The 18,807-nt window shown below is 45.9% G+C and carries 14 protein-coding genes; 2 read left to right on the top strand and 12 right to left on the bottom strand.

What is annotated here, in order from left to right; translation table 11 throughout:
• Positions 1-122: 122 nt before the first annotated feature.
• The 10 genes from A2X74_RS10985 to A2X74_RS10940 all read right to left on the bottom strand — a co-directional run bounded on the left by A2X74_RS10985 (position 123) and on the right by A2X74_RS10940 (position 10,031).
• Entirely contained in the window at positions 123-611 is a 489-nt protein-coding gene (locus A2X74_RS10985) for a copper chaperone PCu(A)C (protein WP_293625367.1), read from the bottom strand.
• Between the two features lie 22 nt (positions 612-633).
• Complete coding sequence (locus A2X74_RS10980; protein WP_293625369.1) at positions 634-993, bottom strand: DUF2244 domain-containing protein; 360 nt, start codon at positions 991-993, stop codon at positions 634-636.
• On the bottom strand, positions 917-1,117 hold the full coding sequence (locus A2X74_RS10975; RefSeq protein ID WP_293625439.1) for a hypothetical protein: 201 nt from the start codon (positions 1,115-1,117) through the stop codon (positions 917-919). Before A2X74_RS10975 ends, A2X74_RS10980 begins: the two co-directional genes overlap by 77 nt.
• Positions 1,118-3,313, bottom strand: a complete 2,196-nt coding sequence (locus tag A2X74_RS10970; protein WP_293625371.1) for a TonB-dependent receptor — start codon at positions 3,311-3,313, stop codon at positions 1,118-1,120.
• A 59-nt stretch (positions 3,314-3,372) separates the two neighbouring features.
• The gene (locus tag A2X74_RS10965) at positions 3,373-3,744 is read right to left on the bottom strand and encodes a DUF2946 family protein (RefSeq protein ID WP_293625373.1); all 372 of its coding nucleotides are present in this window, start codon (positions 3,742-3,744) and stop codon (positions 3,373-3,375) included.
• Positions 3,745-3,841: 97 nt separating this feature from the next.
• Positions 3,842-5,341, bottom strand: coding sequence for a tripartite tricarboxylate transporter permease (locus A2X74_RS10960; protein ID WP_293625375.1), 1,500 nt, complete (start codon positions 5,339-5,341; stop codon positions 3,842-3,844).
• A gap of 39 nt (positions 5,342-5,380) precedes the next feature.
• The gene (locus A2X74_RS10955) at positions 5,381-5,845 is read right to left on the bottom strand and encodes a tripartite tricarboxylate transporter TctB family protein (protein WP_293625377.1); all 465 of its coding nucleotides are present in this window, start codon (positions 5,843-5,845) and stop codon (positions 5,381-5,383) included.
• A 181-nt stretch (positions 5,846-6,026) separates the two neighbouring features.
• Positions 6,027-7,028 (bottom strand): tripartite tricarboxylate transporter substrate-binding protein, encoded by a 1,002-nt coding sequence (locus tag A2X74_RS10950; protein ID WP_293625433.1) that lies wholly within the window; start codon positions 7,026-7,028, stop codon positions 6,027-6,029.
• A 187-nt stretch (positions 7,029-7,215) separates the two neighbouring features.
• Entirely contained in the window at positions 7,216-7,692 is a 477-nt protein-coding gene (locus A2X74_RS10945) for a DUF1854 domain-containing protein (protein WP_293625379.1), read from the bottom strand.
• On the bottom strand, positions 7,689-10,031 hold the full coding sequence (locus A2X74_RS10940) for an ABC transporter ATP-binding protein (RefSeq protein ID WP_293625381.1): 2,343 nt from the start codon (positions 10,029-10,031) through the stop codon (positions 7,689-7,691). Before A2X74_RS10940 ends, A2X74_RS10945 begins: the two co-directional genes overlap by 4 nt.
• A 210-nt stretch (positions 10,032-10,241) precedes the next feature.
• Between A2X74_RS10940 and cphA (A2X74_RS10935) the strand changes: the two genes are divergently transcribed.
• On the top strand, positions 10,242-12,434 hold the full coding sequence (cphA, locus tag A2X74_RS10935; protein WP_293625383.1) for a cyanophycin synthetase: 2,193 nt from the start codon (positions 10,242-10,244) through the stop codon (positions 12,432-12,434).
• Positions 12,435-15,005 carry a cyanophycin synthetase gene (cphA, locus tag A2X74_RS10930; protein ID WP_293625385.1) on the top strand — a complete coding sequence of 857 codons (2,571 nt, stop codon included), beginning with the start codon at positions 12,435-12,437 and terminating at the stop codon, positions 15,003-15,005.
• A gap of 100 nt (positions 15,006-15,105) precedes the next feature.
• Here cphA (A2X74_RS10930) and A2X74_RS10925 read toward each other — a convergent pair whose 3' ends face one another.
• Positions 15,106-16,116, bottom strand: coding sequence for a class 1 fructose-bisphosphatase (locus tag A2X74_RS10925; protein WP_293625387.1), 1,011 nt, complete (start codon positions 16,114-16,116; stop codon positions 15,106-15,108).
• A gap of 64 nt (positions 16,117-16,180) precedes the next feature.
• Positions 16,181-18,790, bottom strand: a complete 2,610-nt coding sequence (pepN, locus tag A2X74_RS10920; protein WP_293625389.1) for an aminopeptidase N — start codon at positions 18,788-18,790, stop codon at positions 16,181-16,183.
• Positions 18,791-18,807 lie beyond the last annotated feature (17 nt).

The raw sequence follows: 18,807 nt of genomic DNA, 5'->3' as shown, positions 1-18,807 counted from the left end.
TGCTGTATTTGGACATGAGACTGACCCTTTTGAGTTGGATTGGGTGTCCAACTTTTGTGGGTCAGTTCAGTAACACTAGGGGCTTTTTTAATACCTTTGCTACAAGCTACTAAAGCGCATGCTTAGTGCTTCATTGCTCCGCCATGGCCGCCAGCAGGATTGCCCATCGCATTGACAGGCATCTTCACTTCCACTTCACCTGCTTTAGCAAACTTGAGTTTGACTGGAACAGTTTCACCAGCAGTTAATGGAGCTTTAATGTTCATGAACATTAAATGCAAGCCGCCTGGCTTTAATTCCACTGCACCACCCGCTGGCACAGGGATATCTTTCACTTGACGCATTTTCATGACATTGCCATCCATCGCCATTTCATGTAATTGGACTTCACCAGCAACTGGTGAGCTTGCAGAAATAAGTTGGTCTGCAGCGCCTTTATTTTCAATCTTCATAAAGCCGCCAGCTACTTGCTGACCAGGAACTGTAGCACGCGTATAGGCGTTTTCAATTTGCACACTACCGACTTTAGCGTTTTGCGCCTGTGCAGTAGCAGCCAAACCTAAGCCCACTACAGTAGCCAATAATGCATTTAATAAAGTATTACTTTTCATTCGTACATCCTCCTAGTTAATCTTAAATCCCGAGATATCTCTCGAGCTCTTTTCCAAACTGCTCTCGCTTATTAGCGTCAACAAAAAAACCAATTGGAACTTCTTTAGTAGAAGTCTTTAACACCAGATCTTTACCTGTTGACTCGTTATAAACCAACTTAGTCCAAATGGTATTGAACTCATGATGTTGAATCTTGCCACCCCAACTTCTTTCAAACAATAACTGCTTTCCTGAAATCGTAATCTTTTCATAGTCCAATGCATGACGTGTATAGACATATAACGCAATAGTGACCGCCAGAATCTCAATTGAGGTAAAGATGAGAATCATCCAAGCCCCAATCAAATAAAAATATCCAGCCACCAAAAGAGAAAATCCCACAATAGATAGGTAGAAAACTCCCACCTGCTTGGGGGAAAAGGAACAATTTCTCTTCATTAGCCAGACTTTCATTTTTCAGCCTCACCATCAATCGTTCTTTTTTAATTAATTCAATATTTAACAACTAAAACTTCATATTTGCAGAGACATAGAAAGTTCTTCCCATGCCCGCAACTGCAGTACCCCAAGCCACACCATTCATAGACATCGTGTTGCCTTGCCCTAAATAAGCTCCGCCTTGTGGCAACGCATAGAGCTTATTCAGCAAGTTCTCAATGCCAAAGTTCACACGATATTTTTTATCGTCATATGAGGCGCGTAAGTTATAGAGTGAATATCCGCCAGTAGCAATCTCATTTCGTACCGCGTTGAGATTATTCTTCGCAGCAACAAACTGCCCTTCAATCGTATTGGTCCAATTTGCTCCCAAATACTGGACAAGGCCAAGCTTTCCATTCAGCGGCATGATGTTGTAAAGATTGTCACCAGTGGTAACGTTTTGTCCACGTGTGTAAGAAGCCATACCAGTCATTTGGAAACGACCCAACTGCGGCAACTTACCCAGTATTACGTTGCCGGAAAGATCCAATCCATAGAGTTGCGCATCTTGATTGACATACTTAAGAACATTAAATTTATCAACAGTGCAAGTTGTATTACATGCTGCATCGATATAGTTACTTACATAGGTGTAGTAAGGGTTGGTCTTAAATCCCCAAGACTCTTTATTAGCATCATGCCAATCGCTCGCAAAACTTACTGTGTTTGCAACCTCAGGGGCAAGCGTCACTTGACCAACATAACCGTTACCATCTCCGACGAAGTTATTCATGATGGCTGCCATTGGTGTTGTTGACCAAGAGTAGCGCTCATACAGATTTGGAGACCTTGTTTTACGAGAATAACCAGCCTCATAATTTTGAGTGTTATCTGGCTTATATCTTGTCAAAGCTGTTAAGTCCCAGTTGTAATCAGTTTGTTTGTGCTGCTGAGCATTAAATGCAGTGGAATCTCGCAAGTAGTTTGTGGACATACTCATCATCCCCATTCCTACTGTATTTGCATTGTTATATCCCTGAACATTTCCTGCATTAGAAGCTACTTGCTCGACTCGAACTCCAGCTAAACCCATCCACTCCTTAGACCACTGCTGTTCTAACTCACTAAATAAAGCCAGCCTCTCTCTTGTACCGTTATTAATATTTTCAAATGTATTGGGGCCCATCATTTGATTTCCAGATCCAGTGCTAGATGCTGGCCACCAATCATTTAACTTGTAACCCTGCCATTCTGTTCCAACTCTAGCCAACTGAGTCTCAGAAATTGGTAATGTTCCCTTAATGATGGCTCCATTGGTAGAGCTTGTTGCCAACATTGGCATTGCTGGCGATGTTCGTGCGCCAGTGTTGTCATCCATCTGGTGATTGACCATCTGGTTATAGGCTTGAGCTTCCAAAGTACCCCAATCATATTTACCGGTGTACTTGAGATTAAATTGCTCACTTTGATTTTTAGTCATATCCATACGTTGGTTTGCATAACCTTCGAAAGGAATAAATTGATAGCCCGCCTTAAATTCAACCAGATGGTTATCTTTTTGCCACGCTAAAGCAAGTTGTTGATTGGTAGCAATATATCTTGAGGCGCCAACCGTACTAGGTGAGATACCATTTCCAGCCGGTTTGAAATTGCCACCAGCTGTGTAATTACCTGCCTTTACAGAGTCAACCGTGTAGTTAGCACTAAATTCATCGGTTGCCGCCGTGACATTCAGATTTCCACCAATGGCTGATGCATTACTGCTGTAAGAAGCACCCACCTCACCTTGTGTGAGCGTCTCACCTTTGTTGGCAAATACTGGCGGCAATGATTGCACAGAAACTATGCCACCTAAACTATCTCCGCCGGCGCTTACAGGCGATAGACCAGTAATCACTTTGACGCTACCCACATTGGATGGACTGATATATGACAGCGGTGAGTTCATATGGTTTGGGCAGGAAGATAAAAGTGGCATGCCGTCCATATTGGTGGATACTCGATCGTCTGCCAAACCATGGATTGCCGGCAAGCCAGATACGCCGCCACCGGAATACATGCTTACACCGGGGATATTCAAAAGCATTGCTGCAGTATTGGGGGTGTTGACACGCGACTGATTCAACTCTTTACCAGTAAGGATAGTTTGAGTAAGTGGCGCCTCCTGAATGCCTGTTACTGTTAACGAATCAATACTAGTACTAACTTGTGCATATGCGCCCGAACACATTAAAGAGGCCACCAAGGCCATAGGTGTAACTTTTACTAATTTCATTTTCATCACCAAAACAATGACCAGGATGGTCAATTACAAAACCCAAAAATGGGAAGAATGTAGTGTTAGGCGATTGCTGGAGGCGCTGCTGAGGGAGGTGTTACCCAAACAGCGAGAGGTTTGGGTGATTGATAGAAAAGCTGTGGCAACAAAGCAAGTGTTTGCGGTGCCTGAAATGTGAGATTGGTGTTAAATGCTGGCGTGATAGCTGTGTGTGCTATGCAATATGTACAAGGCTGAACATCTGCAAGATCTGCTTGATCTTCGCTCTGAATATTGATCTGCGCTTTCGTACCATCTGCCGCACAAATCTCCATCGCAAAACCTTGACCATATTTAGCAAGCGATACCGCTTGTGAAACTGCTGGCGCAAGCGCACTCATTGCAATGGCTGCAGCTGCAATCCAATGAATAAGGTGGTTTTTGCGGAAATTCATGATGGTGGAATTTTATCGGAATTTTCTCTTGGGTATGAAAAAAGGGGCTTGCGCCCCTTTTCCCTTATGAAATCGCTATTTCTAGCTTATTTCAGTCTTATGCTGCAGCAACTTTTTTCTTGCCGATTACTTTGCTGATTAAAGGCCATACCAACAAGAGCAACGCCAAGCCACTGATACCGCCTACTAGGTAGTTTGAGAAGAAGATATCTAAACCGCCGCCAGACATGAGCATGGACTGACGGAAAGAGTCTTCTGCACGGTCACCCAATACTAAGGCGAGAACCATCGGAGCCATTGGGTAGTCTAGTTTCTTAAAGACATAACCAACCACACCGAATATCAGCATGAGCCATACGTCAAATGAAGCATTTCCTACCGTATACGCACCCACTGCACAGACCACCAAAATAACTGGCGCAATGATTGAGAAAGGAATTCTCAAAATCGATGCAAAGACAGGGACACAAGTTAACACCACGATCAGACCAGCGATGTTTCCAAGGTACATACTTGCAATCAATCCCCATACGAAGTCAGACTGCTCAACGAACAGCAATGGGCCAGGCTGGAGACCCCAGATCAGCAAGCCACCAAGCAACACAGCTGCTGTTGGAGATCCAGGAATACCTAAGGACAACATAGGTAATAAGGCAGCAGTACCAGCAGCATGAGCTGCCGTCTCAGGAGCAATCACCCCTTCGATTTCGCCCTTACCAAACTTGTCGCCATTTTTAGATACACGTTTTGCAACACCGTAGGCCATGAAGGAAGCTGGTGTAGCGCCACCTGGAGTAATACCCATCCAGCAACCGATTAAGCAACTGCGCAATGAAGTCGCCCAATACTTTGGCAATGTAGCCCAAGTTTCCAATACAACCTGACGGCGAATTTTTGCTGCAGCGCCTTTAAATTGCAGACCTTCTTCCATGGAGTCCAAAATCTCGCCGATACCAAACAAGCCGATAACCGCAATCAAGAAGTCGAAACCACGCATGAGTTCCTGGCTTCCGTAAGTTAAACGGAGTTGTCCAGTTACGGTGTCCATACCTACAGTAGCCAGCGCAAAACCAAGCATCATTGATGCAATCGTTTTGAATGGCGAGCCCTTACTCATGCCCACGAAACTACAGAAGGTCAGTAAGTAAACCGAGAAGAACTCTGGAGGTCCAAATTCCAACGCAAACTTAGCAATTAACGGGGCCAAGAAGGTAATCATCACGATAGCAAAGAATGCGCCAACAAATGATGAAGTAAACGCAGCAGTTAAAGCCTGTCCAGCCTTACCCTCACGAGCCATTGGATAACCATCAAAGGTTGTCGCAACAGACCACGGCTCCCCCGGAATATTGAAGAGAATCGATGTAATCGCCCCACCAAATAATGCACCCCAGTAAATACAGGACAGCATAATAATTGCGGAGGTAGGCGGCATAGTAAATGTTAAAGGCAGCAAAATTGCGATACCGTTAGCACCACCTAAACCTGGCAATACGCCAATAATTACGCCAAGTGTTACGCCAACAAACATTAGTAATAAGTTGAATGGCGTCAAGGCTACAGCAAAGCCTTGAAATAGAGCGCTAATTTCTTCCAACTTGATCTCCTTCTTATTTAATTTTTGTAATTGTTATTTTTATTGCACACCAACAATCGCTAATGGATTGAAGAGTGCGCCATGCGGGAGCGGAACTTGGAACCAAATCTCAAAGACCATAAAGAGCGCAACAGATACACCCAAACCAACCACAATCGATTTCCAAAGCGCGTATTTTCCTAGCCATCTCATAAATACCGCAATATAAATAAATGCAGAAACATAGATACCAATTAACTGCATTCCGAGAACGAAAACAGCTGCTGGCAATAAAACAGAGAGGACCTGTTTAAACGGGCCCTTATCCACAAAAGATTCCTCTTCTTCACTCTTATCGGCGTAGGCCTTGTAGAGAGTAACTGCACTAGCTGCTGACATGATCAAGCTAATGTAGAAAGGGAAATAACCCGCCTCAGGGCCATCTGAACCCCAGCCATTGCCTAATTTGATAGAGCCATACATAAAAATGGCGCCCAAGACAATAAACAAGGCTGCAGTAATCATATCCATTGTCCGGACGCTAACGAGCGACTCGTGACTATTATTATTTGAATTTTCAGACATTACTTCGATCACCAATATGAAGGTTAATTAAAAAAACAATATTGAATTACTTCTAGATACCACCAAAAGTAAAGTTACCTACTCAGGGATAGGGCCCCGGAATCGGGGCCCTATTTAGAGATTACTTCTTGGCCAAGAAGCCAGCTTCAGTCATCAACTGCAAGTGAAGCGCTTCGTTCAAGGTCAACCAGTTTTTGAATTCTTTACCGGTCATAAAGGTTTGATTAAACGCACCTTTTTCCATGAAGTCTTTCCACTCAGGAGTAGCACGAACCTTCTTGAAAAGCTCTACATAGTAATCAACTTGCTCTTGAGTTACACCAGGAGCCATGAAGATACCGCGCAACATCACGTAATCAGTATCCACACCAACTTCTTTACAAGTTGGAACGTCATTCCATGAGAGGGTATCAGTCATTTTTTGCTTGTATGGCATACGAGTGTCATCAAATACACACTGCGCACGCAACTTACCAGCACGCCATTGAGCAACAGCCTCAATTGGGTTGTTTACAGATGAATCAATGTGGTTACCAACGAGCTGAACTGCTACAGCGCCACCCCCTTTGAAAGGCAAGTAGGTGAACTTTGCACCAGTTGCTTTCTCAAGCGCTACGGTAATGATTTGATCTTCCTGCTTGGAACCTGTACCGCCCATGCGGAACTTACCAGGACCTGCTGCTTTTGCTGCAGCAATATATTCAGGAGCGGTTTTGTAAGGTTTATCAGCATTTGTCCACAGAACAAACTGGTCAAGAGCCAACATCGCTACTGGAGTAATTTCTTTCCAGTTGAATGGAACGCCTGTTGCCATCGGTGTAGTGAACAAGTTTGACAGCGTAATGATGATCTTGTTTGGATCGCCCTTAGCTTCCTTAATTGCCAAGAAACCTTCTGCACCTGCACCAGCAGACTTATTAATCGGAATGATCGATTGCTTCATCAAGTTATGCTTGGTGACAATCCCTTGGATCACACGAGCCATTTGGTCAGCACCACCACCAGGACCGGCAGGAATAATGAACTCAACTGGCTTGGTTGGTTCCCAAGCAGCAAAAGCAGGTGAAACAGCAACAGCACCGAGGGCTAATGCGGTGGAAATCAATGCCCCTTTTAACTTCATCTTCATGAACGCTCCTCCAAAAAATTTTGAATACCAATATTACTTTGGCTTTTCTTTGTTGTGTGATGATTTTTGATCGATCCGAACATAGATCTCTTGATTGGCATCAACATTATTTAAATCGATACCTAGGGCTTTCACTAATCGAATTAGTATTAACCCTAATAAGATTTTTTCAGAAAAATTCTTACCTAAACCGGTCTAAAAGCTTCTTGCTGATTTTGTCGAGCTTGGTGGAATCTGGTATCAAGAACTGCAGGCCATTGGAGTCAGCAATGAGCAATGTATTTCCAGCAATACGGCGAATATCTTCCTCGCCTTTAAGACGAATTCTGGTGGGACCTCGGTCGGTTTCAATATCCCAAAGACTCGGAGTTGCAAAAGTGGATACCTTGGTGATCTTTTTAATCACGGGCATGAACTCACGAGCAGCCAGCTCTTCTTTGATGAGAGTTAACTCACCCTCAGGAATAGTTTTGACTTCATCAAACCAGCACAACTCTTTACCAGATTGGTCCATGATGGAGATTCCGACCTCTGGCTGTGTAATCGGGAACGCTCTGACTGGATAGACGCCAATATGCTCGATTCCATCAGCATCGGTTAATACGAGACGTCCAAGGGCATCACGCTCTAAGGTATGTAACTTTTGATGATGGCTCATACACCACCCCCAGTTTCCTTGGCAATAATCTGAAGACGTTCTTCGTCTCTTTCATTCTCATCAATACTCTCGCCAATCGCGCCACCCTCAACAAATTCGGCAGCATGGCGAAGTTGCGCTTGATACAAGGCGTAATACGCGCCCTGTGCATCCATCAACTGATCATGTGAACCAATCTCCACAATCTCCCCCTTATCAAGCACAACCAAGCGGTCAGCCTTTCGAAGAGTAGAGAGGCGGTGCGCAATCGCAATCGTTGTACGACCTTTAACCAGATTATCCAAAGCGCGCTGAATTTCTTTTTCAGTTGTAGTGTCTACCGATGAAGTCGCTTCATCCAAAATCAAAATACTTGGATTAATCAAGAGCGCACGCGCAATCGAGATACGTTGACGCTCTCCACCGGAAAGAGATTGGCCGCGCTCACCTACCAAAGAGTCGTAACCCAACGGTAAGCGCAAAATAAATTCGTGAGCATGTGCAGCGCGCGCTGCTTCAATAATTTCTTCGCGCGTAGCATCCGGTTTTCCGTAGGCAATATTTTCTGCAATCGTGCCAAAGAATAAAAACGGCTCTTGCAGCACCAAACCAATACGCTTGCGATAGTCAGCGATTCCGATGCTTCGAATGTCACGCCCGTCTAATGTAATGGCACCTGAACTCACATCATAGAAACGACAGATCAAATTCACTAGCGTGCTCTTACCTGAACCGCTATGCCCTACTAAGCCAATCATTTCTCCAGGGGCAATATCCAGATCAATCCCTTTGGAGACGGCTCGGTTTCCATAGCGGAAACCCACGCCCCGTAAGGAGATTTGGCCTTTAACTTCACCCAATGGCGCTGGATTAATTGGCTCGGGCACACTAGAAACATGGTCCAAGATATCAAAAATACGCTTTGCTCCAGCAGCAGCTTTTTGGGTATGCGAAACAATGCGACTCATGGAATCTAAGCGAATGTAGAAGCGCCCAATGTAGGCTAAGAAGGCAATCAACACACCTACCGTAACCTTTTGATGTGCCACCTGCCAGATACCAAAACCCCATACCACTAAGAGGCCAGTTTCAGTTAATAACGTGACTGTTGGAGAGAACAAACCCCATACTCGATTAACGCGATCATTAATTTGTAAATTGTGTTTATTGGAATCTACAAAACGTTTGAGCTCGCGATCTTCTTGAGCAAAAGCCTTGACAACCCGAATACCTGGAATCGTATCCGCCAAAATATTAGTCACCTCAGACCAGATACGATCAATCTTTTCAAAACCAAAACGCAGCTTATCTCGTACTACATGAATCATCCACACGATAAATGGCAATGGCGCGAGAGTTACGAGTGCCAGCAAGGGATCAATCGAAACTAGAATTGCTGCTGTCATCGTAATCATGATCACATCAGTCGCAAAGTCCAAGGCATACAAAGATAAAAATACGCAGATGCGATCTGTCTCAGCGCCAATACGCGCAATCAAGTCACCGGTTCTTTTGCCGCCGAAATACTCCAAGGACAATTTCAGTAAATGTTCAAAAGTGGTATTGCGCAAATCTGCGCCAATACGCTCGCTCACCAATGCAAGAAGGTAGGTTTTCCACCAGCCTAAGCCCCAGGCAACGATCGCTGCCGCAAATAAAGCGAAGAGATATTTGCTGGCTAAATTGAAGTCAATCGGATTACCTTTTTCATAGGGAATCAATACGTGATCCATTAAAGGCATCGTCAAATATGGCGGGATCAAAGTGGCGCCGGTTGATAGCAAAGTCAGAATAAAGCCTAGTAACAGCTGCTTCTTATAAGGGCGCGCAAAACGCCACAACTTAAATAAGGTCAAGGTGGATGGTGGGGCATCATCCTCTGGATCGCAAGATGGGCAAGCTTCAGAATTGGCAGGCTTGGGGCTCAAGCAGACTGGGCAAACCTGTTTATCGTATTCAGAGGCCTCAGACCCCTTAACCGTCTGCGCACCACTGGCTAATTGCTTATAAGCACCCTGAAGACGCAATATTTGAGGATTAACCGCCAACGTAAAGCGCCAAAGCCTGAGCAAACTGACCTCGGACTCCAATTTCAGATAGCCGACCCCAGCATGATCTCCCTGAAAAAGATGGGCTCCAGAGCTAATAGGCCAGAATTCTGAGTGGGTACCATCTGTCCAAAATAGCCCTGACGGGATTACGCAAAGCAGGCTTTTTTCAAAGCGCATAGCATCATCAAGATCCAGCTCAACCCATGCCAGTATGGAATCCAGCCCATTTACAGGGGACTGATCGGCCTCTAATGCAGCAACCCATTGAATGGGTACAGAGGGCACGGATGGGGAAATATCGAGCTTCATTAGTCCTAAAAGTATAGTGGAGCCAGGTTTTGAAGATTTAATGATGCTGTCAACTTTCAGGGGCAGAAAGCCGTTAAATTATCGAAATAGTCTTTTTTATGTATTTTTGCTAATTTTGTGGATTTTGAATAATTACTAGAACCAGAGAGATAGTCTGAGACATCCCCGCCCTCGCCTTCTGATGCGGCGCTGAGATTCCCCATTCCACACATGCCCCAATTACTAGATAAAACCATTGAAATCCTGAGCCACCGACATCTGCGTGGCCCCAATATGTGGAGCTACAACCCCGCACTGGAGGTTTTGATCGACATTGGGGACTTGGAAGACTATCCATCTGACTTAATTCCCGGCTTCTACGACCGACTTTGCAAATGTCTTCCAAGCCTGCATGAGCATCGCTGCAGTTATGGAGAGCCTGGTGGATTTTTAAAACGGGTTGAAGAAGGCACCTGGCCTGGACACATTCTCGAGCACCTCACCATTGAGCTGCAAAATTTAGCCGGCATTGCAGGCGGTTTTGGCAGAGCTCGTGACGGTGGTCGCCGGGGTGTTTACAAAGTCATTGTGAGCGCTACTGAAGAAGCTGTGACATTGCAAGCGTTTAAGTTTGCGCGTGACCTTCTCCTCACCCTAATTCAAGATAATGGCGATGCCATTGCTCAACGAGAGCAGATCATTGAAGAACTTCGTGATTTAAGTGATGATCTTTGTCTAGGTCCCAGCACAGCCTGCATTGTCAACGCAGCTACCGTCCGAGAAATTCCTTACATCAGACTATCTAGTGGCAACTTAGTTCAACTCGGATATGGCGCCAAGCAACGACGTATTTGGACGGCTGAAACCGATCAAACTAGCGCCATCGCAGAAACTATCTCGCGTGATAAAGATCTGACTAAAAGCTTGCTAGCTAGCGCAGGCGTTCCAATCCCAGAGGGTAGAGTCGTTACAAGTCCTGATGATGCTTGGGAAGCCGCACAAGATATTGGCTTACCAGTGGTTGTGAAACCGATTGATGGCAACCATGGTCGTGGCGTATTTATTAACCTCTATACCCAACAAGAAATTGAAGCTGCCTACGCTGTAGCAATCAATGAAGGTAGTGAGGTTTTGGTAGAGCGCCACATTATTGGCGATGAACATCGTTTGTTAGTCGTCGGCAATAAAGTAGTAGCAGCTGCGAAAGGTGAAACAGTTTGGATCACCGGTGATGGCAAGCACACCGTGCTTGAACTCATTCAAATTCAGATTAATTCTGATCCACGTCGTGGCACGACTGAAGAATGCCCTCTTAATCCAGTTCGGATCGATTCTGCAGTTGAGTTAGAGCTGGCTCGCCAAAAGCTGACTGGTGAGAGCATTCCAGGGGTGGATCAAAAAGTATTGATTCAAAGTAATGGCAATGTGGCATTTGATGTGACCGACTTAGTTCACCCTGAAGTAGCCCACCAAGTAGCATTAGCTGCACGCGTTGTTGGGCTTGAAATTGCGGGAATTGACCTCGTAGCTCAAGATATCAGCAAGCCACTAGAGTCGCAAAACGCGGCGATTGTTGAAGTGAATGCAGGTCCTGGCTTACTGATGCACTTAAAACCTGCTAGCGGTACTCCACAACCTGTTGGCGAAGAAATTGCAAATCATCTTTTCCCTTCAGGCTACGATTTCAGAATTCCAATTGTTGGCGTTAGCGGGAATTCCGGAAGAACTATCGTCGCCGAAATGATTGCCCACTTCACTAGATTGACGAACGTGCATGTTGGACTCTCCACCAGCAATGGCCTCTATTTTGGCAATCGCACCATCAAACAAACCTCTTCTTCCCACTGGGAAAACGCACGACGCACACTTCAAAATAGAGCGATTGAGGTTGCCGTTCTTGAGAATGACAATGCATCACTCTTGCTAGAGGGTCTGGCATACGATCAATGTCAAGTTGGTGTCGTACTCAATATTGACCCACTCAAACTCTTTCCTGAGCACAACATCAGCGAAGAAGATCAATTATTTAACGTAGTGCGTACTCAGGTTGATGTTGTATTGCCTACCGGCACCAGCGTATTAAATGCAGACGATCCCATGATTGTCAAAATGGCGGAACTCAGCAAGGGTGAGGTGATGTACTTCTCTCAAGAGCCGGACTCTCCTGTAGTGACTGCCCATCAAGAAAAAGATGGTCGATCAATTATTGTGAGTCCATCTGTCATTACGCTCAAGCAAGGTAAGGTAGACAAGTTAGTGATTCCAACTCCTTCAGCAGTGAAGGAGGCATCCCTTGAATGGGTGCCACACTTAAGTCTTGCAGCAGCTATTGGTGCAGCCTGGGCTTTGGATATTCCGTTCAACGTTATCGAAGCTGGAGTTGAAACATTTGTTTCTAGCTCCAATATTCCACCAGAGGCTTAATTGGAAATCACCCGTATTCGCATGTTGCGCGGCCCAAATTTATGGAGCCGCCATACCGCACTAGAAGCCATTGTTTCTTGCGATGAAACAGAACGATCAATCGATTCAATTCCCCGCTTTGAAATCAAGATTCGTGAACGCTTTCCTCAATTAGGTAGCATGCGCCGTGGCGGTCATAATGAAATGCTCTCTCTGGCACACGCCTTAGAGCATGCTGCTTTAGGTCTTCAATCTCAAGCAGGCTGCCCAGTTACCTTTAGCCGCACAGTACAAACGGTTGACGTCGGCGTCTATCAAGTCGTTGTGGAATATACCGAAGAAGTTGTTGGACGTATGGCATTTGACTTTGCTTTTGGACTTATTCAAGCAACCCTGAGTGATGTGCCATTTGATTTAGCTGCGGCCCTCTCAGAATTAGAGGCTTTATATGAGGATGTTCGCCTAGGACCCAGCACTGGCTCTATCGTCGATGCTGCTGTACAAAGAAATATTCCCTACCGCCGCATGACTGAAGGCAGCATGGTGCAGTTTGGCTGGGGTAGTAAGCAAAAACGTATTCAGGCAGCAGAAACTAGCGATACCAGCGCAATTGCAGAGGCGATTGCACAAGATAAAGAACTCACCAAAAACTTATTGGCAGCTGCAGGAGTTCCTGTTCCCACTGGTGAAGTGGTTACTACTGCAGATGATGCATGGCGCGCTGCCCAAAAGATTGGTGGCCCCATCGTTCTGAAGCCCAAAGATGGTAACCAAGGCAAAGGTGTTGTTGCCAATATTCAAACTGAAGCAGAGGTGCGCGCTGGCTTTGAAGTTACCCAAGCTTTTGGACGCCAAACCATTGTCGAGCGCTATCTCCCTGGTGCTGACTACCGCTTGCTGGTGGTGGGTAATCGCCTCTCTGCTGCAGCACGCCGAGAACCGGCTCAAGTGGTTGGCGATGGTAAACATACCGTTTCTGAGTTGGTTGAATTAGAAAACAAAAATCCATTGCGTGGCGATGGTCATGCAACTGCTTTAACCAAGATTCGTTTTGATGACATCGCGCTTGCACATTTAGCTAGCAATGGCTTAAGCCCACAATATGTTCCCAAAACTGGTGAGCGCGTTTTACTTCGCAATAATGCCAACCTCAGTACCGGTGGCACCGCCACTGATGTGACTGATGATGTACATCCAAATGTAGCTGCGAGTGCAATTGCAGCTGCCCAAATGATTGGATTGGATATTGCTGGCGTCGACGTCTTATGCGAGGCGATCTACAAGCCCCTAGAGCCTCAGGGTGGCGGCATTGTTGAAGTCAATGCAGCACCCGGTTTACGGATGCACCTCAAGCCTTCTTATGGCAAGGGCCGTCCTGTTGGCGAGGACATTATTAATATGATGTACCCACTGGGTGAAGATGGACGCATTCCAGTGGTAGCCGTTACAGGCACTAATGGTAAAACCACCACCGTTCGCCTCATCTCCCATTTGCTCAATGAGACCGGTTTACGAGTTGGCATGACCACAACGGATGGTGTGTACATCAATCATCGCTTAATTGATTCTGGCGACTGCAGTGGCCCCAAGAGTGCTCGTAATGTCCTCATGCATCCCGATGTGGATGCTGCCGTATTAGAAACTGCTCGCGGTGGGATGTTGCGAGAAGGTCTTGGCTTTGATCGTTGTGAGGTTGCTGTTGTAACTAATATCGGTGAAGGTGATCACCTGGGTCTGAACTACATCACCAGCGTAGAGGATCTAGCAATTCTGAAGCGGGTCATTGTTCAGAACGTTGCCCCTACTGGTGCTGCAGTTCTCAATGCAACAGATCCTATTGTGGCTAGGATGGGTGATTTCTGCACCGGTCGAGTGATCTTCTTTTCTCAGAACCAACATCACCCCGTCATTGCAGCCCATCGCGCCAAAAACAAAAAAGTGATTTATTTTGATGGCACCCACATCATCTGCTCCAAAGGGGAGCGCGTACTTTTCCGCTACCCAGTAAGCGAAATTCCACTGACTCAAAATGGTGTACTGGGCTTCCAGATAGAAAATGCAATGGCATCGATTGGTGCAGCCTGGGCCCTTGGATTGGACGCAGAAGCAGTGGCTCGCGCCCTCCATTCTTTTGAGAGCTCAGCGAATGCAGTGCCCGGACGCTTTAATCAATTCCAACATAAAGGTGCCACGGTGATTGCTGACTATGGTCACAATCCAGATGCCATGCGCGCTTTAGCCAGTGCCATCGAAGCGATGAAGCCTAAAAAGAGTCATGTCGTGATCAGTGGTGCCGGTGATCGTCGGGATGAAGATATTCGTGACCTGACCCGTATTCTTGGTAATAGCTTTGACAATGTCATTCTTTATCAAGATCAGTGTCAACGCGGTCGCGAAGATGGTGAAGTCTTAAAGTTGCTACAAGAAGGTTTAGTAGGCACCAAGAAAGCCAAACAAGTTAAAGAAATTACCGGCGAATTCCTCGCCATTGATACTGCACTTGATGATTTATCTGCTGGTGATATTTGCCTGATCCTCATTGACCAGGTGGAAGAATCGCTTGCCTACCTAAAAGAAAAGGTTCAGCCTTAATCAAGGCTTGCTTTTGTAGCCGCCAACAAAAAGCCCAATCAGTGATTGGGCTTTTTTAATTGATCACCTAAGTGATCAACTTCAGGGTTTTGGTAGTTGCTTATACCTGAGAGTGATAGTGCTGTAAACGCTCAATCTCTTCTTTAGATCCCAACATGACAGAGACGCGCTCATGCAGTTCAGTAGGCACCATATCCATAATAAGTTGCTCGCCATTGGTCGATGCACCACCAGCCTGCTCCACTAAGAAGCTCATCGGATTTGCTTCATACATCAGGCGCAGCTTTCCTGGCTTGTGCGGTTCACGTTGATCCCACGGGTACATAAAGATGCCCCCACGTGATAAGACACGATGCACATCCGCAACCATAGATGCGATCCAGCGCATATTGAAGTCTTTGTCACGCTCACCACTGACGCCAGCCAAGCACTCATCAACGTAACGACGCACAGGCTCAGCCCAGTGGCGCATATTAGACATATTGATCGCAAACTCTTTAGTGGAATGCGCAATCTCCACCGCATGTTTAATTAAGACAAACTCTCCGGTCACCTTATTCAAGGTAAACATCACTACGCCATCACCCAAAGTTAATGCCATCGTGGTTTGTGGTCCGTAGACAACGTAACCCGCAGCAACTTGGTGACGGCCTGACAATAAAAAATCTTCTGTCTGCAATGGCGCTGCAGGATCTTGCTTTTTCAGCACAGAGAAAATAGTTCCGATAGAGACATTGACATCAATATTGGAAGAGCCATCTAGCGGATCAAACAACAATAAGTAGTCGCCAGTACCTTGAACTGGAAGCGGCAACTCCATTTCCTCAGAAGCGAGACCGGCTAAAGATTTGCAGCCCTGTACGCCGTCAATCAATAAGTCGTTAGCAATGACATCGAGCTTTTGCTGAACTTCACCCTGGACATTGCCAGTACCCGCAGATCCCAATAAGCCAATCAAAGCGCCTTGAGCAACTTCATGACTCAAGGTTGAGCAAGTATCGGCAACGGCCAATAACAGCTCTTGAAGACCCGCAGGTATTTCTGCACCCTTTACCTTGGCGAACGATAGATATTGCTTGAAATTGGTATTAAAAGTACTTGAAGCGCTCAAAAGGAGTTTCTCCGTAATGGGGTTTATTTCTGTATGGGCTCTATTTTGCCTTGTTCCAAGCTGCCTAATTGCCCAAAGCCTTAGAAACCACCTCTTTCACATCTGGAGAGAGGGTTTCGCAAGCATCGACCTTCTTCAGGGCTGCCAGCATATGGTCTTGGTAAGGCTTGGCAAAATGGCGCCAACGATCAAGGCCCCTTGCCAAACGAGCGGCAACCTGCGGGTTGATTGGATCCAGGGCAAGAACAGATTCCGCCCAAAATGCATAACCACTACCATCGGTTTGATGAAAGCTGGCGGGATTATTCATACAAAATGCATGAATCACGCTGCGTACTCGATTGGGGTTATTCATCTTGAAAACTTCGTGCTCACGCAGACGCTTGACCACATCCAAGGTAGATTCAGCATGAACTAGTGGCGGCCTACTGGATTGCAATGCAAACCACTTATCGATTACTAAAGCATCGTCAGCAAACCGGCTATAAAAATCTTCTAGGCAAGCTGCTGCGGATTTACTTCCATGAATCACTAAACCAGCCAGAGCTGCATATCGGTCAGTCATGTTGTCAGCATTTTGATATTGATTGACTGCCATGGGTGCCCAGATTAATGGATCCGCTTCGAGCAACATGCTGAGTGCAAGATTCTTTAATGCGCGCTTACCAGCACTTGCTGCATCAGGGTTAAATGGCCCTGGAGCCTGCATCTGTTGGTAGAGAGCAGCCCATTCAATTCTCAGTTCACTGGCAATAGCATGGCGGAAAGCACGACGGGCAGCATAAATCTGCTGAGGATCAACGCTTGCACACTGCTCATATAAATAGGTCTCAGCGGGTAAAGTCAGCGCCAACTCTTTGAACGCAGGATCCAACTCTGGATCGGTCAAGAGTGTGCGATAAGCCTCAATCAGGGCTTTATCAGGCAAACGATTGCCTAGGATCATTTGCATGGCGAGCTTCTGACCAGCCTCCCAACGATTAAAGGCATCGTCATCACTTGAGAACATCGTTAGTAAATCAGCTTCACTCTGATCAAAATCTAAATGAATCGGTGCCGAAAAATTGCGGTTAATCGATAGCACCGGACGACTTTCTATTTGATCAAAAGTCCAAGTCTGCCGATCTTGAGTTAGCTCTAACAAAGTCTCTACCTGATCATCTGCTGGCGTGAGCAGGCGCATCTTCAATGGAATATGAAATGGCTTGCTATCTTTGTGCTCAATATTGGCTGATGGACTTTGCGTCAAGGTAATTTGATATTGCTTTTTATCCTCATCATAGGATTCTTCTACTTTGACTTTAGGGGTGCCTGCTTGGCTGTACCAGTTTTTAAACTGGGAGAGGTCTCGCCCATTGGCATCTGCCATAGCAGCCAAGAAATCATCACAAGTCACCGCTTGTCCATCATGACGCTTGAAGTAAAGATCCATACCCTTGCGGAAACCCTCAACACCTAACAAGGTTTGATACATACGCACAACTTCAGCACCCTTCTCATACACAGTCACGGTATAGAAGTTATTAATTTCTTGATACTCATCTGGACGAATTGGGTGCGCCATCGGACCAGCATCCTCCGGGAACTGCAGTTGACGCAATAAACGCACGTCTTCAATACGCTTCACTGCCCTGCCAGACTCACTACCCATTTGATCAGCAGAGAATTCTTGATCGCGGAATACGGTCAAGCCTTCTTTAAGAGAAAGTTGAAACCAATCTCGACAGGTAACTCGATTACCAGTCCAGTTATGAAAGTACTCATGAGCTACTACGCTTTCAATATTGGCGAAGTCAGCATCTGTTGCTGTCTCTGGCTGGGCAAGCACGAATTTGGTATTGAAGACATTGAGGCCCTTGTTCTCCATTGCACCCATATTGAAATCGCTTACTGCCACAATCATGAAGCGCTCAAGATCAAGTTCCAGGCCGTAACGTTTTTCATCCCAATGAATCGAAGCAATTAAAGAATCCATTGCATGACGAGTCTTTTTCAGGTCATGTGGCTCAACCCAAATTTGCAGTAGCTTCTGAGCACCACTACCGGTGGTGATAGTTTCCTCAATGCATTCCAACTTGCCAGCAACTAAAGCAAACAAGTAGGATGGCTTTGGAAATGGATCCTCCCAAACAGCGCTATGCCATCCATTCGGTAATTTTTCTGTGCTAATGAGATTGCCATTTGACAGCAGTACTGGGCAGTCTGCTTCACGCGCACGCAGTGTGACACGATAGCGTGCCATGACGTCTGGTCTATCAAGAAAATAAGTAATTTTTCTGAAGCCCTCTGCTTCGCACTGGGTAAAGAAATTCCCATTAGAGACATACAGACCCATCAGCGTAGTATTTTTCTCAGGCACGCAAACACAAATGATTTCAACAATGAAGGTTTGTTTGCCTTCATTGGGCAATGCATGAATGGTTAGTGTTTCTGGTGTCAGTTCAAATTGACGATGGGCTTCACCATTAATACGCAAACTCACAAACTCCAGCTCATGGCCCTGCAATACCAACGGCGTTCCAGCCTCATGACCAGCGCCTGGCAAGACCTCTAGGCGACTCTTCACAATGGTCCTAGCAGGATCTAGGGCAATATCTAACTCAACCTGTGAAAAGGTGTAATTGGGAGCGCGGTATTCGAGCCTGCGAAAGCTCTGTGGCAGATCAGTTTTCATGGGGCAATTTTAAGCCC

Source organism: Polynucleobacter sp. GWA2_45_21 (assembly GCF_001830325.1).
GTDB lineage: Bacteria > Pseudomonadota > Gammaproteobacteria > Burkholderiales > Burkholderiaceae > Polynucleobacter.
This window is presented reverse-complemented; position numbering and strand designations above follow the sequence as displayed.